We start from the raw sequence: 21,315 nt of genomic DNA, 5'->3' as shown, positions 1-21,315 counted from the left end.
GGATGTGCTCCTTTCACTTATTATTTCAGTCCGATTTCTTCCTTCGTGTAATACTGGGTACCCACGATATCCTGCTCCACATTTGTACGATCCACGGAGATGGGATCCAAGAGATACGCCGGAACAACCTCTATTCCGTTGTTATATGATGTTGTATCATTAACTTCCGCCTGTTTTCCTTGCAAAATGCTATTGGCCATCTCTACCGTCTTCTCAGCTAACTTCCGCGTATCCTTGAACACGGTCTGTGTCTGTTCCCCGGCCACAATCGACTTGATCGAAGCAAGTTCGGCATCCTGTCCTGTAATAACGGGCAGCGGTTTGTTCGAAGTACCGTAACCGATTCCTTTCAAGGATGAGATGATACCAATACTGATTCCATCATAAGGAGATAACACTGCATCCAGATGATCACCTGAGTAATAGGCACTCAGCAGGTTATCCATCCGTGACTGGGCCAATGCACCGTCCCAGCGCAAGGTCGCTATCTGGGCCATCGTCATCTGCTTGCTGCGCACAACCAACTTGCCGGAATCGATGTACGGCTTTAGGACAGACATCGCGCCGTCGAAGAAGAAATAGGCGTTATTATCGTCTGGGGAGCCGCCAAACAGCTCAATGTTATACGGTCCTTTTCCATCCTTGAGTCCAAGTTTTTGTTCGATGTAGGAGGCTTGAAGCACACCCACCTTAAAATTGTCGAACGTGGCGTAATAGGTTAAGTAAGGCGTATTGCGAATGAGCCGATCGTACGAGATCACTTGTATCCCTTCGTCATGTGCCTTCTTGATCACATCCGTTAATGTGTTGCCATCCACGGACGCGATGACCATCACATCCACACCTTTGGTAATCATGTTTTCAATCTGTGAAATCTGATTCTCAACCACGTCCTCAGCATACTGAAGATCGGTTTTGTACCCCTGCTCCTGAAACAGACGGACCATGTTCTCCCCGTCTCCCACCCATCGCTCTGATGATTTGGTTGGCATCGATATACCAACATATCCCTTTTCTTTGCTGCCTGGCCCACTCTCTGCCAGATTGCAAGCCGAGAGCATCAAGGTCATCACCAGAAGCCAGATGAGCATTGCTCCTTTTTTCATATGAAGTTCCCCTTTCCTCACATCATACGGTTCTGAATGAGTTATAAGATAACGCTTACAATGCATGTGGTACATTCTGTTGCTTGGTGTTCCTATCTGAGACCAATGGTAGCATTGGAGATACTGCAAGGTCTTTGCACGTTTTGAACCTTTTTTATAAAAATTTAACTTTTGATGGAAACGCTTAAAGTACAAGTGTGATCCATGAGATGCCATTCCAGAGTCAAAAAAAAAGGACATGCTCCACTTCGCTTTACACGAAGTAGAACACATCCATCTCATTCATCATACGTCTTAATGATCAAGTATTACGGTTATATCGGTTGAGGTAAGTCTTTTAATTGTCCTCATATGCTACATATTATATTCGATTCGTTGAAGGACGATAAGCCGTCCCTCCGTCTTTTCGATACTGCACAGGCGAAATGCCCATTGTTTTCTTAAACGCGGTACTGAAATAATGCTGGGTGTCATAACCTACACGCTCAGCGATGGTGTGGATCGGCAGTGTTGTTGAGTCTAGTAACTGTATAGCCTTGCGAATGCGAGCATGGGTGACAAGCGTGACAAAGGAATCATTCAGCTCTTTCTTCAACACACGACTAAGATATACGGCAGATACTTGTAGACGGGAAGCGAGCGATTCCAGGGTCAGTTCCCGCTCGGCATACTCTTCGTGAATAAGTTGTCTCGCCCGGCGAACCAGAGGGGACAACTGCACTTCTTCGTGTACCCGTTCACGGCAATGACGGTACGTATCAGGCGTCTCCTCCAGTGTCCCTGCATGTGTCTCCACATGAGCATGAATAGCAATATTCAGGCAAGAACTGATCTGCTGTTCCAGAAGGGACTCTATTTCTTCGGGGGCTTCCTGCCACAGACACATGCCGATCAATCCGCTTACGTCCCGAAACAGAACATGCGGCAGGTCTGCCAGCAGTTCACTCATTATATTTTCCACTGCAAACAGAAACAGCTGGCGATCATTCTCTCTCAGTATCGTCTGACGCGCTTCAGCGGCAGGCCAGCGCACAATCCCGACCTGCACAGGTGGAACAGGGGGCAGACGCAAAAACACAAGCTGCTCCGTCAGATCTCTCCCTTCAGCCTGCCCCTCCAACCACTCCAGCATAAATCGCTGGCGAAGCAGCGGGATATTACGTTCAATCTGATGAGCTGCCTGTTGTACATATGCCGTCCTCTGGTGTTCTTCAGTAAGTCGCTGATGCAATCGCTCAAGTGCCGCATATAATTGTTCTGCTTGCACAGGTTTTAAGATGTAATCCTCTACCCCAAGACGAACCGCCTCCTGCGCATATGCAAATTCATCATGTCCCGAAATGATCAGGTAACGACAGCCCGGGCACTTCTGCTGAAGGGCACGGATTAGTTCGATTCCGTTCAGGAATGGCATATTCATATCAACGAGAACAATATCCACACCCAAGTCAGCCGCCCGTTCCAGCGCTTCCTCGCCATCTTCCGCTTCACCAACAACCTCCATCCCGAGAGTTGTCCAGTCAATAGCATCCCGAATCCCCTCACGAATGATCGGTTCATCATCAGCGATGAGCACGCGGTATTTCTTCGCCACATGGCTATCCGGCGTAATCTCCATTACTGTGGTCGATGCGGATGTCTCATCTGTTTCAGTGGAAGTTGTCACGGTCGACTTCATGAATTTTCCCATTCACTCTCCTGCCTCTCTTCGTTATTGATTTGCTTGGTTGCCGGGAGCTCTCGCATCAACGGATGAATAATGGTCACACTAGTTCCTTCCCCTTCCTGGCTCTCCAGCATAATACCGTATTCATCACCAAAGGACAGCCGAAGACGGGCCTGCACATTCAACATTCCATAACTTTTGCCTGTCATCCCAGGCGAAGACGCTTCCAAACTGGCCAAAGGAGCTTCGAGCAGCTGCTGCATCTCGGCCAGTCGTTCGTTGGACATGCCTGCTCCATTATCCTGAACGGTCAGCAGCAGTCTGTTATGTTCCAATCTGGCCTCCACCCGAATGTGTCCCGGCCCACGCCTGCCCTTGATTCCATGATAGATTGCATTCTCTATCAGGGGCTGAAGCAGTAGCTTTAACACAAAAAGGTCCCGCAGATCCTCTGGAATATTCAATGTATACTGAAGACGATCGCGGTATCGTGTCTGCTGAATTTGCAGATAGCTGGTCATATGCTCAATCTCGGAGTGCAGCGGAATGTAATCCTGTCCTTTACTAAGCCCTATGCGAAATAATCGAGATAACGCACCAACCATGCCGGATACATCTTCTGCACCCTCTTTGCGTGCCATCCAATGAATCGTATCCAAGGTATTGTACAAAAAGTGTGGTTTGATATGCTCCTGCAAACTTCGCATTTCAGCGTCGCGCTTCTGCCGCTCCCGCAATTCATTTAGTGATATCAGTTGTCTAATCTGTGCCAGCATTCGGTTATAACTGTTGCCAAGCATGCCAATCTCGTCAGCGCGATCGCTCCAGCGGCCTGGTCTGAGATTGCCGGTCTCCGCCCTGCGCATATAGGACATGAGCCGGAAAATGGGCTGAGCAATAGAACGGGAGAACCATAAAGAGGCGCTCAGGCCAAACAAACACACCACAAATACAAAGCTAACCACATAAAACTGGATCTGGCGCACTTCCGAGATCGAGTCTCTTGTGGGAAATACCCCTACCGTTCTCCAACCCGTAAAGGTAGACGACTGGTACATGAATAATAACGTTCCACCTTCTGTATCGGCGGTAAACGTTCCACTCTCACCGGAGGGGAACCAGTCTGTGGGAATGTGTTCTATTAGCGGATGCTCAGGCTTGTATACACTTTGACCCTCTGCATCCGTCACCATCACATAACCGGATTTCCCCAAGGTTACATTACGGGCAGCCTGAGAGACGGACCTTAGTTTAAGATCAATCATAATAACGCCCCGCACACGTCCTGACGCCTCATCCGTTATGGAACGTGCAACCGATACAATCTCATCGTCCTTGTACCGTACATGTGTCGTGAGATTACGCTCTTTTGGCTGACCCAATACCATGAAAATGCCCGGATTGGCCGAAGCTTTTTGATACCATTTTTCATGGATCAGGCTCTGTTCCGCCCGGGGATACATCTCGTTGCTAATATAGTCACCACTTCCATTGACAAGAACAATCCCGGCGATTTCAGGATACAACGTTGTGAACCCCTGCAAGGTTTGTTTGATGCCATATAACCGATTTTGCTCCGTTTCGGCATTGGTGTCCATGGTCATCGGTTCGATGCCTGCATCATCATTCAGTGGCACTTTGTCGTTCATAAAAGCATCAATATCCGGGTCAAATGCAATCAGATAGGTCATGTTCTGCAAATTCTCCATTTTGCTGTTCAGAGCTTCATTCACTTTGCCAATCAGTTGCATGGTATGCCCTTCAACCTGTCGCTCAACTACGCGCTCCACCGTCCAGTTCACAAGCAACCCAAGTCCTACGGAAGGTACAATGGCGAATAATAGAAAAAGCAGCATCAGCTGGTAGCGAAGGGGCATATTACGCAAGCGTAAACGCCGAATCCCGTTCCTGAAAGTGGAGAGAATTGCTCTCCTGCTCCAAAGCCTTGGACTCTTGAAATCTCCCTTGTTATTTGGCATAGTAATCATCCACATCCGAGCGTGTCACCACAGAGATCCCTGTGTCCACCATCACGGGAAGCGGTGCATTTTCACCGGATGAGGATGGGGCAGGAACCGTTAACTGGTGATGCAGATGGAACAAATATTGGAGTGACCAATATCCCATATTCCAGGTTCCCTGTGCAATGGTAGCTGAGATCGTACCGTTCTTGATCATGTCCAATGTATCCTTATTCGTATCAAACGAAATAATCTGCAATGGATGTCTGTCCCCGGCAGTCTGAACGGCTTCACCCGCTCCTGCTCCTCCGGTAGCTTCAGTCACAAAAATACCCGCCAGCTCCGGGTGTTCCTTCATCATTCTCAGTGTTTCGTCTCTGGATACCATCGCATCACCGTGTCCGTCTGCAACTTCAACGATCTGCATGGAAGGGTATCTCTCCTTGATCGTATCGCGGAAACCCTTTGTCCTCTCTTCATGATTTTGTTGTCCAGGCATGGTTAATACCGCAACCTCTCCCTCACGACCCAGCAGTTCAGCCATTTTATCAGCGGCCATTACACCCGACTTGTAATTATCTGTCCCAAGAAAAGAATAGGCCTGGCTATCAGGTGCATCCGCATCAAATAATACAACAGGAATATCTGCGTCGATTGCCTTGTTAATCGCTGGAACTAACGATTGAGGATCGATTGCAGATATGGCAATGCCCGCGGGTTTGCGAGCGATAGCCTGCTCGATCACCATGGTCTGCTCCTTCGCATCATACCGGGTAGCACCGCGATATTCTACGGTCACGCCAAGCGCATCCGCGGCATCCTCGAAACCTTTGAGCGGGCTTTTCCAATACTCCAGCCCGGACTGGAATGTAATCATGATATACGTTTCTCCGATATCGCCGCGCAGCCCCCGGTCCTCCCATGAACTGTTTACCTGACTGGTGTATTCGAATCTCAACACATACAATGCAAAGGCTGAGATTAGTAAAATGTATACCAGCAGCATTTTTTTCATTCCGTTCACTTCCTCAAGTGGTCTGATCACCTTGTACATCGTCTAAATTGTAAACGCAATCATTCTAAAAGAAAACCACCCCTTATCTTTTATAAGCAAGCTCCTGTTGCTAACGGTGTATCTGCTGCAATAATGTACTATATGGTTTCTCCCTCTGGACGTATGATCATGGAACTAGACTACAACCAGAGGAGAGCATCATCATTATGAATCTTGCATCTTTTTTAATCTACTGCATCGTTGTTACATTCACCCCTGGCCCCAGCAATATCGTAATTCTTTCTTCTACACAGATCGTTGGCGCACGAAAAACAATGCGTTATGTCTGGGGAGCTACGTTGGCATTTGGTCTGCTGCTTACCGCTTCAGCTTTTCTTAATCAGCTTCTTGCGGGAGTGTTACCCGGAATTCTGAAGGTGATGCAGATCGTCGGCGGTCTGTACATGGTGTATCTGGCGTACCAGATCTACAAGATGGGTACCACCGAGGATGCACCGAAACAAGTTACCGGATTCTGGAACGGTTTCATCATGCAATTTGTGAATCCAAAGGTGGTCTTGTTTACTTTCACGGTCATTCCAAGTTATGTATTGCCCTTTTATCAAAGTTCCTTCTCATCGTTTCTGTTTGTGTTGCTCATTACGTTCATTGGTTTTCTGGCTTATTCCAGTTGGGTTGTTTTTGGTACGGTTTTCAAAACGATGCTGAATCGGCACCAAAAATTACTGAGTATTCTCATGGCTCTTTTTTTGTTATACTCAGCCATTATAGTATCCGGATTGATCTAAAGCTTGGGAGGTGTGCTGCATGGAACGGTTTAACTATAAAAAGTCGCAAGACGTGCTGGCACTATCCGCCAGCTTTACTGATTTTGCATATAAAAAACATTGCCACGAAGAGTATGCAGTTGGCGTAACGCTGCGCGGCATTCAACAATACAACCTCGACGGACAATATCAGGCTTCTCACCAAAATGGTGTGATGTTGTTTAACCGCGAACAGTCTCATGATGGAAGCTCCTATGATAAGGCTGGCATTGACTATGTGATGCTGTATTTGAAGCCTGAATTGGTAGAGGAGATTATAGGCAAAAAGGAATTGCGTTTTGGAAGTCCCATCGTCTATGATCCCGAGCTTGCACGTAAGATCCTGATGCTGAACGACGCCGTTCAACTCAGACAGAACGAAGCCGAGTGCAGCGAACGGGTCTTCGATCTGGTTCACCTTCTGGCTCAGAAGGAAATGGACACCAAGCTCTGGTTGCCTCAGGACAACCTGGTCCGCAAAGCCAAGGAAATCATGTTTTGCAGCACCGAAGATGTACTCAAGCTGGACAACCTGAGCTCCGAATTTGGCATGTCCAAGTTTCAATTTATCCGTGAATTCAAGGCACAAGCCGGCATATCCCCTTACCAGTTTTTCTTAAACTGCAAGGTAGAGCGTGCCCGTCAATCCATCGAAACACACAAGGACGTATATACTGCTGTTGCCGATTGCGGATTCGTGGATCTGACCCATCTGAATAGGCATTTCAAACGGGTATTTGGCGTCACAGCTTATGAATACATGTTGCAGCTAAACTAGTTTCATAAGATCGATAGTCCCTGCTCCAATTGGATACAATTTTGACGCCAATCCTGAAAATCCCCGTATAGAACGTTAATGTACCTTAACACTCTGTACGGGGATTAGTTTCTTTTTTTGTCATACAAACCTTATGTTATACAATCCAACTTTCAAATTTCATTAGACCTGCAATCAGATTCTTTTCTTTCGTTTCCATATCCACACGATTGCCAACGCTGCCAATAAAATGACTCCACCGTATAAAATAAGCAGGTAATATTCACTTCGCCCATCATTTGTTTCTCCAAAATCTTCTTTACTTACAACCTTGCCCGCGCCAAGCAATTTCAGATCGTCCCCGGCTTGTTCAACAGGAACATTGCCACTGCACAGATTCGTATGCAGCCTGTTTCATCTTTTTGGCACTGACTCCCTTCCATGCAGAATCTACATCAAAGGTATACTCTCTTACGCCATTATACCGGTATAGCTGCGATCCGCCTTTCTTCACTACTTTTCCTGTAAATACCGTGGTATACGTTTCCAATCTCTTTTGAACATCACTCTCGACACAACTGCAAGCATACACTTTCTCTCCGGGAAATAGAGCTAACCCAGACGTAACCAACAGTAAGATCAACATGCACATCACCAACCATCGTTTCATTCCGACTGCTCCCCTCCTACATTCTCTGCTTAAATAAGCGTTGTTAAGGTTACATATTTTTATTGCTGCTATATTTATTGTAAAATTATAGCATAATATAAATACCGTTATGTCCGACATACGCAAGGACACAACATACGAAATCAACTATCACGGAGGAACTCAACATTTGATGCACAACTGGAAAAAGAATATCTCATTCTCGCTGCTCGTTGCAGCGTTATGCATGATCGCCTTTATAAGCATCGCCCTGTCCATCAGCGACAACCAGATTCATCGATTTGATGATACCTTAATCGGCTGGATTCAGGGGTTGGAATCCCCTGGTATGACACAATTCATGCACCTTTTTACCTGGATCGGCAGCGAAATGCCAGTGGTCTTCATTACCATCATCGCCATGATTGTGTTATACGTTTACCTGCGACACAAACGCGAACTGCTCTTCCTGGCTTGTGTGCTCGCAGGTTCAACCCTGTTAAATGCATTGCTCAAGCTGGTATTCCAGCGTGCCAGACCTACCATTAACCGGATCATTGAAGTGAGTGGTTACAGCTTCCCCAGTGGGCATTCCATGGCAGCATTTAGCCTGTACGGTGGACTGGCATTTCTAATCTGGAAACATGTACCCACCGTCACCGGACGTGTGCTGATGATTGTGGCCAGCGCCGTATTTATACTGACCATTGGTATAAGTCGTATCTACTTGGGGGTGCATTATCCAAGTGATATCGTAGGCGGATACTTCTTGAGTGGTTGCTGGCTGTCTACATGCATATGGTTTTATCGGCGGCATTTGGAGCGCATGTCCCAACTGCAAAGCAGAAGGCTAGCCTAGGCGGCCCGCTATTGTACTACACAAAGAAATACCCGGCCTTCCTTAACTGAAGGATAGCCGGGTATTTTTATATTCATATATAGTAGTCCTGAACTCGTTCAGGATACATGAATCCGCTTGTCCCATTTAAGCGAACAGACGGATCAGTTTTTTCACACCAAATTATAACTCTTCACCATTGGATTCAATGACTTTTTTGTACCAGTGGAAACTCTTCTTCGGTGTTCTGCTCAAGTCTCCGTTACCGTCGTTGTCCTTGTTAACATGAATGAAGCCATAACGCTTCTTCATCTCTCCAGTGGATGCACTAACCAGGTCGATACATCCCCACATGGTGTAGGCAATCAGATCTACGCCGTCAGCTACCGCTTCTTTCATCTGTTCAATGTGACCTTTCAGATAATCAATGCGATAGTCATCCTGAATGGAGCCGTCTTCCTCTACCACATCGACAGCACCCAGACCGTTCTCAACCACCATCAATGGAATCTGATAACGATCATACAGATGATTCAGTGTGTAACGCAGTCCTTTTGGATCAATCTGCCAACCCCAGTCGGAAGCTTCGAGATATGGATTTTTGATACCGCCCAGCAGATTACCTTCTGCTCTCTCGAGGGACTCGTCCGCACTCTCAACCAAAGACATGTAATAACTGAAGGAATAGAAGTCTACGCAGCCTTCACGCAAAGTCTGCTCGTCTCCCGGTTGCATCTCGATCTGGATACCTTCTTCGGCGAAGAAACGTTTGGCGAATCCAGGATATGCTCCACGAACCTGTACATCACCGCAGATCATATTGGAGATTTGGTCTTTCTTCTGTGCAAGTAACATGTCGTCCGGGTTACATGTGTTTGGATAGGTGGTCATGAACGCAACCATACAGCCGATCTGGAAATCAGGGTTAATCTCATGTCCCAGCTTCACTGCTTTGGCACTCGCAACGAATTGATGATGTAATGCCTGGAAACGAGTCTGTGGATCATCCACTCCGTCGACCAGCGTCTCTTTGCCTTCAAACAGAATACCTGCAGCCATATAAGCACCCATCGGCATCGTCAGACAGTTGATTTCGTTGAAAGTCAGCCAGTATTTCACTTGATCCTTGTAGCGGTTGAAGAGAGTTGTACAATAACGGATATAACAGTCGATAACTTCACGGGAAGCCCAGCCGTTATACTTCTGTGTCAGACCGAATGGCGTTTCGTAATGGGAGATCGTTACGAGCGGCTCAATATTGTACTTTTTCAACTCGGCAAAAACATTATCGTAGAACTGTAATCCCTCTTCGTTTGGCTCCAGATCGTAACCGTTCGGATAGATTCGGGACCAGTTGATGGACATGCGGAACATTTTGAAGCCCATCTCTGCCATCATGGCAATATCTTCTTTGTAATGTCCGTAAAAATCAACCGCTTCATGGCTCGGATAATACGTGCCCTCTTCCAATACAGGTGTAATCCGGCGTGGAATCGTGTGGGTTCCTCCTGTCATCATGTCAGACGTGCTTGGCCCCTTGCCACCCTGGTTCCATCCACCTTCGAATTGATTGGCAGCCGTAGCGCCACCCCAGTAAAATCCTTCTTTCATTGTCATGACCAGTTCCTCCTTCATATCTCAACAAGACTATATAACCAGTGTACCATCCATACCCTGACACCTATTGTCATGGTATAATCAGAGCATGGAAAATAACCGACTATTTCGAATGTTGCTTTTGTTATTGGAGAAAAAGAAAGCCACCGCACCAGAACTCGCCCGTATGTTCGAGATTTCTGTACGTACGGTGTATCGCGATATCGACCGGCTGAGCGCCGCGGGCATCCCCGTCTATACCACGACCGGCAAGCATGGAGGTATCCATCTGATGGACAACTATGTCATGGACAAGTCCCTGTTGTCGGAAGAAGACCAGAACGAAATTTTGATGGGACTATACAGCATCAGTGCGATCCCACACCTTAATAGTGCTCATATGCTGCAACGGCTGACCGCTCTGTTTGATCACAAGCTGGATTGGATCGAATTCAATTTCTCACCATGGGGCAGCATCCCCCTGCAAGAGAGAGAACTGTTCAATCAGGTGAAACAAGCCATATTAACGAATCAACTGATTACGTTTCATTATGTTAATTCGGATGGTGAGAAGAGCATTCCAACCGTGGAGCCACAGAAACTAATATTCAAAAACAGTACATGGTACTTCAAAGGATATATCCATGATGACCCTGATCGGAGAGAATTCGAGACATTTAAGATGAAACGGATCACCCAATTGACTTTTCTAACGAGAAAACACGATCACCCTGTTGATGCGGGGTCAACCCACCCTGAATCAGAGATAGCTCCTGCCCTGACTCCTTTGACACTCTCGTTTTCCAGCACCATTGCATACCGAGTACATGATTTTTTCGAACCGTCCCTCATAAAAAAAGAGCCTGATGGCAGGCTCCGTGTGTCTCTCGAACTGAATGTAGGGGAATGGCTCTACTCCTTCCTGCTGTCATTTGGTTCCGAGCTGACCGTAATCGATCCTGTTCATGTAGGACAGGAATTGCTCAGACGTCATATCAAAGCCGTTGAACATTTGCAGAACGTCATGAACAAAATTCCCAACAATGAATGATATAATATAGGCCTATACAACTTTTGATCACAGCTGACTCTCCGTCATCCATCTGACCGAAGGAGGTTTATTCATGCAAGACATTAGACGCAACAATGTGGAACGTTTCAAAGGTTTTGGTACGTTATACGATCAGAACCGACCAGCCGCTCCCACTGAAGTCGTGGATATTCTAACGACATATCTTGGCAGCACACCGCGTATGGTCGCAGATGTTGGCTGTGGCACCGGCTTATCCTCGTGGATCTGGCTTAATGAGGCAGAACGCATTATCGGCTTTGAACCCAGCGATGACATGAGGTCTGTAGCAGAATCCAAGTGGGAATCTGCCGGGAAGCCGGATAACCTGCGGTTTGTGTCCGGCTTGTCTCACGACCTCGGACTACCAGATGGCAGTGTTGATGTGCTTACCTGCTCCCAATCATTTCACTGGATGGAGCCGCAACCCACACTACGCGAGTTTGCACGTGTACTTCGCACAGGGGGCATATTTGCTGCCTACGATTGCGACTGGCCGCCAATGGTAGACTGGCAGTTAGAACAAGCCTATCTGCAGCTGAATCAAGAAGCAGATCAACGAGCAGCCAGTCTGGCTCCCCAGGATAGCCAGGCACACAAATGGAGCAAAGATGGGCATTTGCAGCAGATTCAGGAGTCCGGTCTGTTCCGATATGTGCGGGAAATCGTGTTTCATCACCACGAGACATTCACTGCCGATCGATACGTCAATCTCGCCCTAAGCCAAGGCGGGCTGCAAACGGCGTTGAAGCTTGGGGCGGATGATCTATTAACAGCTGCTGACGAGTTCAGAACGCTGGCTAATCGTGTATTTAACGGAGAATCAAGAAAAGTACTCTTTTCTTATCGCATGCGCCTTGGTATTGTCTGAAAGTAGTCCGTTGCTTGCATCTCTCGTACATACCAAATGCAATAGGGAGGACCTACACGTCATAAACATGATCTGTAGGTCCTCCTTTTGTCTACATCATCAGGAGGAGAACAAGTCACTTAATTGTCGCTCCTGTACATTCAATGCCAACACCAATTTTGTTGGGTCTTGTCTTGAATAAATGACGTTAATGATATGACCTTGCTGCACCTGAGGCAGCGCGGACGACAAAATCTCTTTTTGCGTTGTCACATTGAAGGTTTCACCGTTCGTCTTCGTTATGCTGAGTTTGAGCTGAAGCTTAATCTTATTACTGCCTCCACTCCCAAGTGGAGTGACATCGAGAATCTTGGCCATCGCTTTTTCACCTGTTCTCGCAATATCCATCATTTCAGGTGATACCCCCTGCTGTACCATCTTCTCATCCAGTAATTGCTGCATATCTTCTTGCGACAACCGCCCTTTCAGATCAAGTCCTACCTTGCGCTCATCCTTTACAGAAACGACTAACGGAATGAAACTGCCCGGTTGGAACTGTGCCAGGGAGGTCAATGGAATGACTGTTTTCATCTCCGTATCGTATTTCTCACGCCCCTTACGCGACACCGTCAGACCCAATCGAACCTCAGGCTGTTCATTAATATACGTACCTGTCTGTTGTATAGTTTTAATGACCCCAACTGCTGGTAAACCTGTCTTCACTCGACCTACGCCAAAAATATTGCTCAAAATCGCAGGAACAAAGATCAGTGCAAACCCGGCAAAGATTGCCGGAGTATACCACCATGCCTGCATAATCATAAACGGATCGTTCCACAGCTGCTGTGCCAGAAATGGGGAGAACCCCACTCCAAACACCGTTAATACGCCAATCAATCTCAGGAAACCTACCATATGACCCACCCTCTCTTAATCCTTCTCTTAATATCTCTATCAAAAGCTTTAATAATATATCTATTAATCGTTGTTATACGCATTATTTAAATAGAGTATCGCTGTCTATAACCAAATACCTTCTAGATGGACACTAGACCCATGTAGATCAGTTCGGACGGATTCGCTGGATTCTGACCTAATCCCACCCGATCGCCTACTCGTGGAATCTGCATTTTGGACACCAATGTCTCCAATGTTCGCTGATACTGGTTGCCGTTTGTCTCTGTCACATCCAATACAAGCACAACAATCGGATCAAAGTTAATCAGTTTGCCTGTATCGGTGATCGTCACCACCGTAGCCGTAGCAGTTAAAGGCAGAGAACCACTTGCCGCCAACTGTGCCTGCTTTGCCGAATCCAGACTTTGGTTGATCGCCTCCCGATGTTCCTTTGATACAAAACCTTTCATCATCATGCCAGTGAGTCCTTTATTCATCATTTTATCCGCTTTAGCAATTGCATCTTCCTGTTTGTTCTTTTTACCGAACCATCCCATATCAAGCACCTCATTTGTTTTATTTGTTTTTATTTATGATTATAGTTAAATTATAAACACCGTGACTTGTCCTTGAATACCCTTCTGGCGGCATACAAAAAAAACGAAAAATCCGGCAATTGAATTACGGGATAATCGTTTCTTTGGTAAGGAATAATGCTAATTTCGCAAAAAAAGATCTGCTAATCCGATCTTCATTTCACGATTGGCAGCTATATTTTGTGCCAAGTGCTTTGGCAATGCACCAAATCATTCCATAATCAGGCTCTTCCAAGCCGATTTCCACTCTATTTTTTGCGTAACAGATAGACCAGTTTCCGATAATACATGGCTGCTTCCTTGTATTTCCGCTGATCCTCGGATACTACGGCCATCCCCTCATATAACGGTTCAAGCCGCATGACATGCTGCGCGGATTCAAAATAAGGCAGACAGGCCAGCGCCCGCTCCATGAAAACTTCGCGATCTCCATGCGCAAGAGCCAGATGGCTCTGGTAGAAGGTTGCGCTCATCTGCTGGTCCTGTGTTGTTGCACATTTCAAGAGTTGATCTACACTCTGCGCAAGCACGCCCCAGTTCTTACGTGCCAGAGCCACTTCGCATCGATACACACTGACAAGCGGCTTCATCGCGAGCTGAGTTTCTTCCGTTTCCTGCTGCAATAGCGATTCAAATCGTTCAATCTCACCCTGAGCCTGATCCAGTTCACCTGTCATTGTCAGCATGACAATCCGATTGTTGGCAATCGCCGTCACCAGATCTCCCTGATTGCCCGCATACACGAGGTTCGCCTCCGCCATGGTTAATGCCGAGAGTGCCTCCTGAACCAGCCCCATCGCAAAACAATAGCCACTATATGCCACATATAACCCGGACAACCGATGGAACATCCGCTGATCATAGACATGACGCATCGTAAGCTCGAATACCTGTTTTGCCTCTTCATACTGTTTGACCTGAATGTAGGCTTCCATCTTGATATTTTGCACAGACAACCAGAATTCACTGCCAGGAAGCGCCAGCTCACTGAGCCTGGTTGCATGAGTTAATACATCCACAAAGGCCATTTTGGAGCGATAATATTGTATTTTATAGAATAAAAGTGCCTTGACTAACGGACGCGGCAAATCGATATCGTCTGGACGACCGTATTTCTCCAGGTAAAAATTGAGGTAGGACGTATGTATATACTCATGAGCTGTTGCATCGTTTAATTGTTGATAATAGACCGCCTTCATCAAGGCCGTTGTCAACTCTACGGTCAGCGTGTCATCCCGATCTGCCAGTGCATGCACCGTATCTTCGAATATCGCCGAAGCTGGAACAGACATTTGTTCGAAAATAACCTCTGCACGTTCGAGTGTTTCCTCGTCCTGAGCCGCAGCTTTTAGAATATAGGAAGGGGATACCCCAAGACGCCCGGCGATGGCTTCTGCCAAGTCCTCAGGTAGCGGATAACGATCAGCCAGGATATTGGCAAAGTGGGCCTGCGTGACCAGACCTTCCACAAGGTCTTTACGGGAGATTTGTTTTCTTTTGCTTAGCAGTTCAATCCGTTCCTTCAGCATGGTATCCCTGTCCTTTCTATCCTAACAAGCGAGTACATTCTATTCACATCATCGCAAAATTAGAGATATAACGCCACACTTCCGGCGAAATCAAACGAAACGGTTTCCGTTTCCGAGGTAATTGTTTTACAATAAGAAAGTATGTGTAAGAGCATTTTATCGAAATGCTGAAACATGAGCTGAATATGAAAGGATGCAAATAAATGATTATTAAACCAAGAACACGTGGTTTTATTTGTACCACTTCCCATCCTGTAGGTTGCGCTGCCCAAGTGCAGGAACAGATCGATTATGTGAAATCCCAGCCTGAGCTGAAAGGACCGCGTAATGTACTCGTGATCGGTGCTTCCACCGGATACGGTCTGGCGTCACGCGTCGTTTCTGCTTTTGGAGCGGGAGCGAATACAGTCGGCATTTACCGTCCGAGCAGTTCTACAGAAAAACGTACGGCGTCAGCAGGTTGGTACAACTCCGCTGCATTCGAAAAAGCCGCTGAGGAAGCAGGCCTGAAATCGTACAGCATCACAGGTGATGCATTCGCAAACGAAACACGAGACAAAACCGTTGAACTGATTCGCAGTGAACTCGGTCAAGTAGATCTGGTCGTATACAGCGTAGCCTCGGCACGCCGTACCGATCCGAACACGGGTGAAGTGTTCAACTCTGTGCTGAAGCCTATCGGACAATCCTACACAAACAAAACGGTAAACTTCCACACAGGCGAAATCAGCTCCGTTACCCTTGAGCCGGCAAACGAAGAAGAAATTCGTCAGACGGTAACCGTAATGGGTGGAGACGATTGGGAACTATGGATGGATGCCCTGCAACAAGGCGGCGTTCTTGCTGACGATGCAACAACCATCGCTTTCTCTTACATCGGTCCTGAACTTACTCATGCCATTTATCGTGATGGTTCCATCGGTCAGGCCAAGAATCATCTGGAAGCGACAGCACACAAGCTGAATGATCGTCTGAGTGCCAAAGGTGGACGTGCGTACGTAACTGTAGCCAAAGCGTTGGTGACTCAATCCAGCTCCGCGATTCCAGTAGTGCCGCTGTACATCTCAGCATTGTACAAAGTCATGAAAGAAAAAGGCTTGCACGAAGGCTGCATCGAGCAATTGCAACGTTTGTTCGCTGATCGCCTGTATGCGGGGGGAGAAGTTCCAACCGACGCTGAAGGTCGCATTCGTATTGACGATTGGGAGATGAGAGCTGACGTTCAGGAAGAAGTGGCGAAGCTCTGGAATGAGTTGACCACAGAAAACATCTACGATCTGTCCGATCTGGAAGGTTACCGTCGCGAATTCTTCCAGCTGTTTGGTTTTGAAACCGATGGTGTGGATTATGAAGCAGATGTTGATCCCAACGTTGAAATGCCTCATCTGGTGAACTAAAGAAGTTTTTGCGTGGACGTGAGCTTAGGTTTTTGTTAGAGCTAACTGCGGATATCATGTTAAACATATGATTTTAAAATCAATGAAGGAGGAGCCAATTGGCTCCCCCTTTTTTGTCCTTTTTAAAATCCCCTCAACAATTCCAATTTTCCGTATCCATACATTCTTTCGTATATCTCCTAATCAAATCGATTTAAGCAGCTTTTTCAGCTCTTTTGGTACCGTCTTCTCGATAGTAATGGAACGTGCTCCATGCATGGACGCAAAGAATTGAAGTCCCTCCCGAAAATCCGTGATCCATTCCTCCACAGGTGGAGCAGTCTCTTCCATCGATAACAAACGAACGGTAAGTACTCCGGTTTTGCGATCAAGTCGTGGGTCCATACGTCCAATCAACCGATCACCGTGCAGAATAGGCATGGCATAATAACCGTAGGTTCTTTTCACCTCTGGGGTATAAATCTCCCATTTATAATGAAAATCGAATAAATCAACAATACGTTCTCTTCTCCATAATAGGTTGTCCAGCGGTGGCAAGAAACGGACCGGGCCTGATGGATCATAGTGTGGCTCTTCCCTTTCCATGTGCAGCAGCAAATCCTCATCTTCAGCACGTATATAATAAGGCGTCACCACGTCCTCCACCTTAAGCGGGATCATTCGCCCATCTGACACGCGGGCAGCAATATCGGCGCGTCTTTCAGCCGCTGTAACTTTCAGCCAACCCAGATGGGGATCACGGGCATCTACGACACGATACGCATGAATGTATTTATCCAGCAGAGCCTGTCTCTGGGCCAACACATCCATATCTTCTTTCGGAAGTCCCTGTTGCTGCAATCCGGATTCGGTAATATGAAAATAACGTTCATTCCCCTGCCTCGCCACCACACGAATCACAGCGGAGTCTAACAGTAAATTCAAAGCAAGTGTAGTATCCTTTGTCTTTGGCACATCTGCACTGTCCCAATAACCACTTACCCGCTCAACAGCACGAAAGGCTCTTGAAGGTAAAGGTCCTTCTTCCTTCAAACGCTGTAACACATGCTGCACTGTTTTCTCCAGACCTTGCAGGGACGGAGCCAGACGCTCCCTTAATCGGGCACGCACAGGTTCCAAGAGAGCATAGTCCTCGATTGGAATGACACAGGCAGCATTTGCAAAATACTCAAACACCTTGTGATCACTCAGCAGTGTATTTAAGCTGTCCGCGGTATAACCCGGATCACGAGCCCCCAGCACCAAATGCTGGTTTCCAGTTACAGCAGCCACAGGATCGATCTGCACGCAACCAAGGGAGCGAATCAAACTCAAAACTTGGTCCGGTCCTGAAGGTAAGGAAACTGCGGGCCAACGTCCAAGTAAAGCTTGCGTTTGCAGTAAAAAACGCCGAACGATTTTTTTATTCATGTGCAGCGCTGTTGTCATATGTATAGGTTCTTCCCTTCATTAAATATACAAGGATTTATAGTCCAATTTATTAAGATACATTGATTTTAACAGTCCACATGATTACTTTCCAACCAAAGAAAGAATTCTATCATCTTACTTATCCAGCAATCGGCGCCTCATAGACAAAATAAAAAGAAGCACCACCATCCTGGATGATCTGCTTCTTGTGTTTGACCTTTTGCAATTTTTCCTGCTTTGTAGGCATGAGCCGTACATGCTGGGATAACGCACCATAATCTCCGTTAACTCTTCGGCTCTGTTCCGAGCACCATTGACCTGACCGCTCTGCTTTACGTAATGCTTTTTGTGTTTGTGTACGTGCCATAATGGATCACACACTCCTTTGGTTGATATACACTCAATATATCATGTGCAGCTACGCAAGTGAAGGTGAAGCTTTTTTGTTGAAGCGGATAAATTAGTACAAAAGTTCTTGAAATCAAAAAAGGACGCTATTATTTGCGGCCTTTTTTGATCTTTCATCTTCTTTATTGTTCAACTTTAAACCATGGACCTGCATTTTGTATGACACCCCATAGTTTCGCTGGCAACACAAGATCTCTAACGTTAGATGATTTAATCACGTTTTGGATTTCCGCCTCCCTTCCTTGTTGAACTTTTTCAACCCACTCTGGATCCGAGATTAATACACGTCCAATTACCGCTAAAGAGAGTCCTTTCTCCATGCTTTCAGAGACATCCTCTGGGCTTTCCAAGGAACCCGCTGCAATTACAAAAATCCGATTGTTGGCATGTTCAACAATCAGCTCAAGATACGTTTTTTTGTTATCTTGGTTATATTTTGGTTTTGACGTAAGGGCTTGTACCAAGGAACCATGAACATAATCAACATTTTCTTCAATCAGTTTATCAATCAGTGCGTAAGTATCTTTCATTCTAAGGGCATCTTGTTGATGTTCTTCTGGGGAAATTCGGTAACCTAAAATAAAGGGTTTTGTCGAATATCTCTCAATAGCTTTTTTCACCTCTCGAATAACAGCTAGTGGAAAACTCAGACGTTTTTCCAGTGATCCCCCCCATTCGTCTTGACGTTTGTTGAAGAATGGAGATAAAAAGCTTTGAAGTAAAAAACCGTGGGCTCCATGGAGTTCAACACCGTCAAAACCAGCTTCAATTGCACGTCTTGTAGCTTCACCGAACGCATGTATAATTTCCAGAATTTCTTCATGTGTGAGTTCTCTAGGGGGTACTGCTTCAGTCAGAGCAACACCGCTCGGACTAACCACGTCACCATTAGGAACTAATTCAGCAATCGCTTTATCTCCAGCATGGAACAATTGAAGAATTGCTGGAGCTCCTCCACTCTTAGCAGCATCTGCCAATTTTTTTAGACTAGGGATAAATGAATCATTATATGCAGCGAATTCATGTGTAAATCCAATACCATTGGGTAGGACATGAGTACAGCCCGTGATAACTAAACCTACACCATTCACTCTTTTTTTATAATATGCAACTTCCTCATCGGAAATCGTGTAATCATCATTGCTTGACCATGTCGTCATCGGAGACATAACCACTCTATTCTTTAATGTAATCCCTTTATTGAATGTAAAAGGTTCAAACAAGTTATTAAATTTACTCATTGTACGTTCTCCTTTATATTTTGATTTCTAAGTGCTTATGTATGGAACAGATGAAGGTAACCCTATCTCATTCATCCCAATCACAAGTTCTACTCAAGAATATCAGGTTAACCTAAGGGGAAGTAAAGTAGGAATTTGACACGTAATTTAAAACGATTTACTTTTAATAATTTTCTATTGTGATAAAATAACAGTTACAGTAACTGTACTATGGAGGTGATCAGATGTTTTTTTCAATGAAGTATGTAGTGGAGAATTATAATATAACTGCAAAGACACTTCGATTTTATGAAGAGCAAGGGATATTACCGAATATTTCACGCGACGAAAAAGGGAATAGAGTTTATACCGAACAACAAATCGATTGGATTTCTTTTATTCTTTGTCTCAAAGAAACAGGAATGCCGCTTTCTAAAATTAAAGACTACAAGGAATCCTATGAGATGGGGAACTCCACCTATTTAGAAAGAGAGGAGATGTTAAAGAAACATAAAATTGAATTACAAAAGAAAATTGAAGAAAGTTTGAAATATATGGAAGAAATAAATTATAAATTAGCTATGTATGAACTTCAAAAAGATGAGGTTAGGAAAAATCCTAACCACAATTTTAAATGTCACGGCCTTGAGGTGAACATTGTCGATACCAGAGAGGGGTGAATCAAATATTCGAAATGCTAAAACTAACAGATGAACAAACGGAGCTCGAAATATCCATCCAGAAAAATAACCAGTCGCCTGTATCTAACTAGCGATTGGTTATAATTGTTTTAAAATCTGCATCTGTCGTAGTCATCCATTTTTTTGAGGGAGCCTCAACGGTTTAAACGTTAATCCTGACTACATTATTACTTTTTGATTATATTTAAAAAATCTACGTTGTGCCACATTAATACAATGAAACTAGCGAGATTGCCGCTTTCGCCGGGACTGCCACGTCTCGATTGGTTCATGATCATCTTCTTCGATCAGTTCCAATGCTTCTTCCACTCTTCTCGCTTTGAATAACAGGATTAATTCCATCAGGTCTTCCCGGTCCAGCAACTTCACTCCATTAACTGCTGCAAGAGTCCGACAGGCTTCGGTGTAACGAGCGGACGTTAATACAATTGACCGGTCGGCTTCATAATAACGCATGGATGTATATATCTCCTGCACTGCACCCAATCCTACAGGATGATTCGCACCATATCGCTTCGCTTGTATCACACTTCGTCTGCCGAGTCTATCAACAAACACCAGATCTGCCCCAAAATCCCGGCTGCTCGTTGTCTTATGCACCTCCTCGTACCCGAGCTCTTCGAATAAATGATAGAGATATAATTCAAATTCCGAACCATCCTCCATCTTGTCGATGTCCTTTATTGTGATCTTACGAGGATTGGCTTCACTTCGGATCCGCTGCCCGCGCCCGATAACCCGCCGAATAATCCAGGCCAGCAACAACAATATGATGATACATCCAATGACCCATAGGGTCACATTTTCACTCCAGTTCATAGCTGTTCTCCTTGTTCATTTCCTA

General features: G+C 45.8%; 20 protein-coding genes. 7 read left to right on the top strand and 13 right to left on the bottom strand.

Going from position 1 to position 21,315, the window contains the following annotated elements; translation table 11 throughout:
- Positions 1-20: 20 nt before the first annotated feature.
- The 4 genes from chvE to BLS69_RS00690 form a co-directional block, all read right to left on the bottom strand.
- The gene (chvE, locus tag BLS69_RS00705) at positions 21-1,106 is read right to left on the bottom strand and encodes a multiple monosaccharide ABC transporter substrate-binding protein (RefSeq protein ID WP_091027808.1); all 1,086 of its coding nucleotides are present in this window, start codon (positions 1,104-1,106) and stop codon (positions 21-23) included.
- A 361-nt stretch (positions 1,107-1,467) separates the two neighbouring features.
- On the bottom strand, positions 1,468-2,772 hold the full coding sequence (locus BLS69_RS00700; RefSeq protein ID WP_371129055.1) for a response regulator: 1,305 nt from the start codon (positions 2,770-2,772) through the stop codon (positions 1,468-1,470).
- A gap of 8 nt (positions 2,773-2,780) precedes the next feature.
- The gene (locus BLS69_RS00695; RefSeq protein ID WP_091027804.1) at positions 2,781-4,649 is read right to left on the bottom strand and encodes a cache domain-containing sensor histidine kinase; all 1,869 of its coding nucleotides are present in this window, start codon (positions 4,647-4,649) and stop codon (positions 2,781-2,783) included.
- Between the two features lie 91 nt (positions 4,650-4,740).
- The gene (locus BLS69_RS00690; protein WP_091027802.1) at positions 4,741-5,748 is read right to left on the bottom strand and encodes a substrate-binding domain-containing protein; all 1,008 of its coding nucleotides are present in this window, start codon (positions 5,746-5,748) and stop codon (positions 4,741-4,743) included.
- Between the two features lie 206 nt (positions 5,749-5,954).
- On the opposite strand from BLS69_RS00690, the gene BLS69_RS00685 reads away from it, so the two are divergent.
- Together BLS69_RS00685 and BLS69_RS00680 are read left to right on the top strand one after the other, a co-directional pair.
- A complete protein-coding gene (locus BLS69_RS00685; protein WP_091027798.1) occupies positions 5,955-6,536 on the top strand; it encodes a LysE family translocator in 582 nt (193 codons plus the stop codon).
- Between the two features lie 19 nt (positions 6,537-6,555).
- Positions 6,556-7,332 carry an AraC family transcriptional regulator gene (locus tag BLS69_RS00680; RefSeq protein ID WP_091027796.1) on the top strand — a complete coding sequence of 259 codons (777 nt, stop codon included), beginning with the start codon at positions 6,556-6,558 and terminating at the stop codon, positions 7,330-7,332.
- Positions 7,333-7,681: 349 nt separating this feature from the next.
- Here BLS69_RS00680 and BLS69_RS00675 read toward each other — a convergent pair whose 3' ends face one another.
- Positions 7,682-7,981, bottom strand: coding sequence for a hypothetical protein (locus BLS69_RS00675; protein WP_091027794.1), 300 nt, complete (start codon positions 7,979-7,981; stop codon positions 7,682-7,684).
- 172 nt (positions 7,982-8,153) lie between these two features.
- Here BLS69_RS00675 and BLS69_RS00670 point away from each other — a divergent pair, with 172 nt between their 5' ends.
- Positions 8,154-8,819: a phosphatase PAP2 family protein gene (locus BLS69_RS00670; RefSeq protein ID WP_091027792.1), complete on the top strand. Its 666-nt coding sequence runs from the start codon at positions 8,154-8,156 to the stop codon at positions 8,817-8,819.
- A gap of 162 nt (positions 8,820-8,981) precedes the next feature.
- Here BLS69_RS00670 and BLS69_RS00665 read toward each other — a convergent pair whose 3' ends face one another.
- On the bottom strand, positions 8,982-10,415 hold the full coding sequence (locus BLS69_RS00665) for a glycoside hydrolase family 1 protein (RefSeq protein ID WP_036617092.1): 1,434 nt from the start codon (positions 10,413-10,415) through the stop codon (positions 8,982-8,984).
- An 88-nt stretch (positions 10,416-10,503) separates the two neighbouring features.
- Between BLS69_RS00665 and BLS69_RS00660 the strand changes: the two genes are divergently transcribed.
- Together BLS69_RS00660 and BLS69_RS00655 are read left to right on the top strand one after the other, a co-directional pair.
- Entirely contained in the window at positions 10,504-11,445 is a 942-nt protein-coding gene (locus BLS69_RS00660; RefSeq protein WP_256332192.1) for a helix-turn-helix transcriptional regulator, read from the top strand.
- A gap of 73 nt (positions 11,446-11,518) precedes the next feature.
- The gene (locus BLS69_RS00655; protein WP_091027787.1) at positions 11,519-12,334 is read left to right on the top strand and encodes a class I SAM-dependent methyltransferase; all 816 of its coding nucleotides are present in this window, start codon (positions 11,519-11,521) and stop codon (positions 12,332-12,334) included.
- 99 nt (positions 12,335-12,433) lie between these two features.
- On the opposite strand, the gene BLS69_RS00650 is transcribed toward BLS69_RS00655, so the two are convergent.
- From BLS69_RS00650 to BLS69_RS00640, 3 genes are all read right to left on the bottom strand, one after another.
- Complete coding sequence (locus BLS69_RS00650; RefSeq protein WP_091027784.1) at positions 12,434-13,228, bottom strand: hypothetical protein; 795 nt, start codon at positions 13,226-13,228, stop codon at positions 12,434-12,436.
- Positions 13,229-13,350: 122 nt separating this feature from the next.
- The gene (locus BLS69_RS00645) at positions 13,351-13,767 is read right to left on the bottom strand and encodes a hypothetical protein (protein ID WP_074096159.1); all 417 of its coding nucleotides are present in this window, start codon (positions 13,765-13,767) and stop codon (positions 13,351-13,353) included.
- A 287-nt stretch (positions 13,768-14,054) separates the two neighbouring features.
- A complete protein-coding gene (locus tag BLS69_RS00640) occupies positions 14,055-15,335 on the bottom strand; it encodes a transcriptional regulator (protein WP_091027782.1) in 1,281 nt (426 codons plus the stop codon).
- Positions 15,336-15,538: 203 nt separating this feature from the next.
- On the opposite strand from BLS69_RS00640, the gene fabV reads away from it, so the two are divergent.
- Complete coding sequence (fabV, locus tag BLS69_RS00635; RefSeq protein ID WP_091027779.1) at positions 15,539-16,732, top strand: enoyl-ACP reductase FabV; 1,194 nt, start codon at positions 15,539-15,541, stop codon at positions 16,730-16,732.
- A gap of 183 nt (positions 16,733-16,915) precedes the next feature.
- Here the strand turns inward: fabV and BLS69_RS00630 are convergent, their stop codons facing one another.
- The 3 genes from BLS69_RS00630 to BLS69_RS00620 all read right to left on the bottom strand — a co-directional run bounded on the left by BLS69_RS00630 (position 16,916) and on the right by BLS69_RS00620 (position 19,791).
- A complete protein-coding gene (locus BLS69_RS00630) occupies positions 16,916-18,160 on the bottom strand; it encodes a DNA glycosylase AlkZ-like family protein (RefSeq protein WP_256332191.1) in 1,245 nt (414 codons plus the stop codon).
- 121 nt (positions 18,161-18,281) lie between these two features.
- Positions 18,282-18,509, bottom strand: a complete 228-nt coding sequence (locus BLS69_RS00625) for a hypothetical protein (protein ID WP_091027777.1) — start codon at positions 18,507-18,509, stop codon at positions 18,282-18,284.
- A gap of 163 nt (positions 18,510-18,672) precedes the next feature.
- A complete protein-coding gene (locus BLS69_RS00620; protein WP_091027773.1) occupies positions 18,673-19,791 on the bottom strand; it encodes an NADH-dependent flavin oxidoreductase in 1,119 nt (372 codons plus the stop codon).
- A 224-nt stretch (positions 19,792-20,015) separates the two neighbouring features.
- Between BLS69_RS00620 and BLS69_RS00615 the strand changes: the two genes are divergently transcribed.
- The gene (locus BLS69_RS00615; protein ID WP_091027770.1) at positions 20,016-20,450 is read left to right on the top strand and encodes a MerR family transcriptional regulator; all 435 of its coding nucleotides are present in this window, start codon (positions 20,016-20,018) and stop codon (positions 20,448-20,450) included.
- 243 nt (positions 20,451-20,693) lie between these two features.
- Here the strand turns inward: BLS69_RS00615 and BLS69_RS00610 are convergent, their stop codons facing one another.
- A complete protein-coding gene (locus BLS69_RS00610; RefSeq protein WP_091027768.1) occupies positions 20,694-21,290 on the bottom strand; it encodes a restriction endonuclease in 597 nt (198 codons plus the stop codon).
- Positions 21,291-21,315: the final 25 nt, after the last annotated feature.

The sequence above is a fragment of the Paenibacillus sp. CF095 genome (assembly GCF_900101225.1).
In the GTDB taxonomy this organism is placed as follows: Bacteria; Bacillota; Bacilli; order Paenibacillales; family Paenibacillaceae; genus Paenibacillus.
The sequence above is the reverse complement of the archived record's forward strand: the minus strand, read 5'-3'. Positions and strand labels throughout refer to the sequence as shown.

What these genes read in the sequence shown, in the direction of transcription:
- chvE (WP_091027808.1), bottom strand. Translation starts at nt 1,106, where the DNA reads ATGAAAAAAGGAGCAATGCTCATCTGGCTTCTGGTGATGACCTTGATG.
- BLS69_RS00695 (WP_091027804.1), bottom strand. Translation starts at nt 4,649, where the DNA reads ATGCCCCTTCGCTACCAGCTGATGCTGCTTTTTCTATTATTCGCCATT.
- BLS69_RS00690 (WP_091027802.1), bottom strand. Translation starts at nt 5,748, where the DNA reads ATGAAAAAAATGCTGCTGGTATACATTTTACTAATCTCAGCCTTTGCA.
- BLS69_RS00685 (WP_091027798.1), top strand. Translation starts at nt 5,955, where the DNA reads ATGAATCTTGCATCTTTTTTAATCTACTGCATCGTTGTTACATTCACC.
- BLS69_RS00680 (WP_091027796.1), top strand. Translation starts at nt 6,556, where the DNA reads ATGGAACGGTTTAACTATAAAAAGTCGCAAGACGTGCTGGCACTATCC.
- BLS69_RS00675 (WP_091027794.1), bottom strand. Translation starts at nt 7,981, where the DNA reads ATGAAACGATGGTTGGTGATGTGCATGTTGATCTTACTGTTGGTTACG.
- BLS69_RS00670 (WP_091027792.1), top strand. Translation starts at nt 8,154, where the DNA reads ATGCACAACTGGAAAAAGAATATCTCATTCTCGCTGCTCGTTGCAGCG.
- BLS69_RS00665 (WP_036617092.1), bottom strand. Translation starts at nt 10,415, where the DNA reads ATGACAATGAAAGAAGGATTTTACTGGGGTGGCGCTACGGCTGCCAAT.
- BLS69_RS00660 (WP_256332192.1), top strand. Translation starts at nt 10,504, where the DNA reads ATGGAAAATAACCGACTATTTCGAATGTTGCTTTTGTTATTGGAGAAA.
- BLS69_RS00655 (WP_091027787.1), top strand. Translation starts at nt 11,519, where the DNA reads ATGCAAGACATTAGACGCAACAATGTGGAACGTTTCAAAGGTTTTGGT.
- BLS69_RS00650 (WP_091027784.1), bottom strand. Translation starts at nt 13,228, where the DNA reads ATGGTAGGTTTCCTGAGATTGATTGGCGTATTAACGGTGTTTGGAGTG.
- BLS69_RS00645 (WP_074096159.1), bottom strand. Translation starts at nt 13,767, where the DNA reads ATGGGATGGTTCGGTAAAAAGAACAAACAGGAAGATGCAATTGCTAAA.
- BLS69_RS00640 (WP_091027782.1), bottom strand. Translation starts at nt 15,335, where the DNA reads ATGCTGAAGGAACGGATTGAACTGCTAAGCAAAAGAAAACAAATCTCC.
- fabV (WP_091027779.1), top strand. Translation starts at nt 15,539, where the DNA reads ATGATTATTAAACCAAGAACACGTGGTTTTATTTGTACCACTTCCCAT.
- BLS69_RS00630 (WP_256332191.1), bottom strand. Translation starts at nt 18,160, where the DNA reads ATGACAACAGCGCTGCACATGAATAAAAAAATCGTTCGGCGTTTTTTA.
- BLS69_RS00625 (WP_091027777.1), bottom strand. Translation starts at nt 18,509, where the DNA reads ATGGCACGTACACAAACACAAAAAGCATTACGTAAAGCAGAGCGGTCA.
- BLS69_RS00620 (WP_091027773.1), bottom strand. Translation starts at nt 19,791, where the DNA reads ATGAGTAAATTTAATAACTTGTTTGAACCTTTTACATTCAATAAAGGG.
- BLS69_RS00615 (WP_091027770.1), top strand. Translation starts at nt 20,016, where the DNA reads ATGTTTTTTTCAATGAAGTATGTAGTGGAGAATTATAATATAACTGCA.
- BLS69_RS00610 (WP_091027768.1), bottom strand. Translation starts at nt 21,290, where the DNA reads ATGAACTGGAGTGAAAATGTGACCCTATGGGTCATTGGATGTATCATC.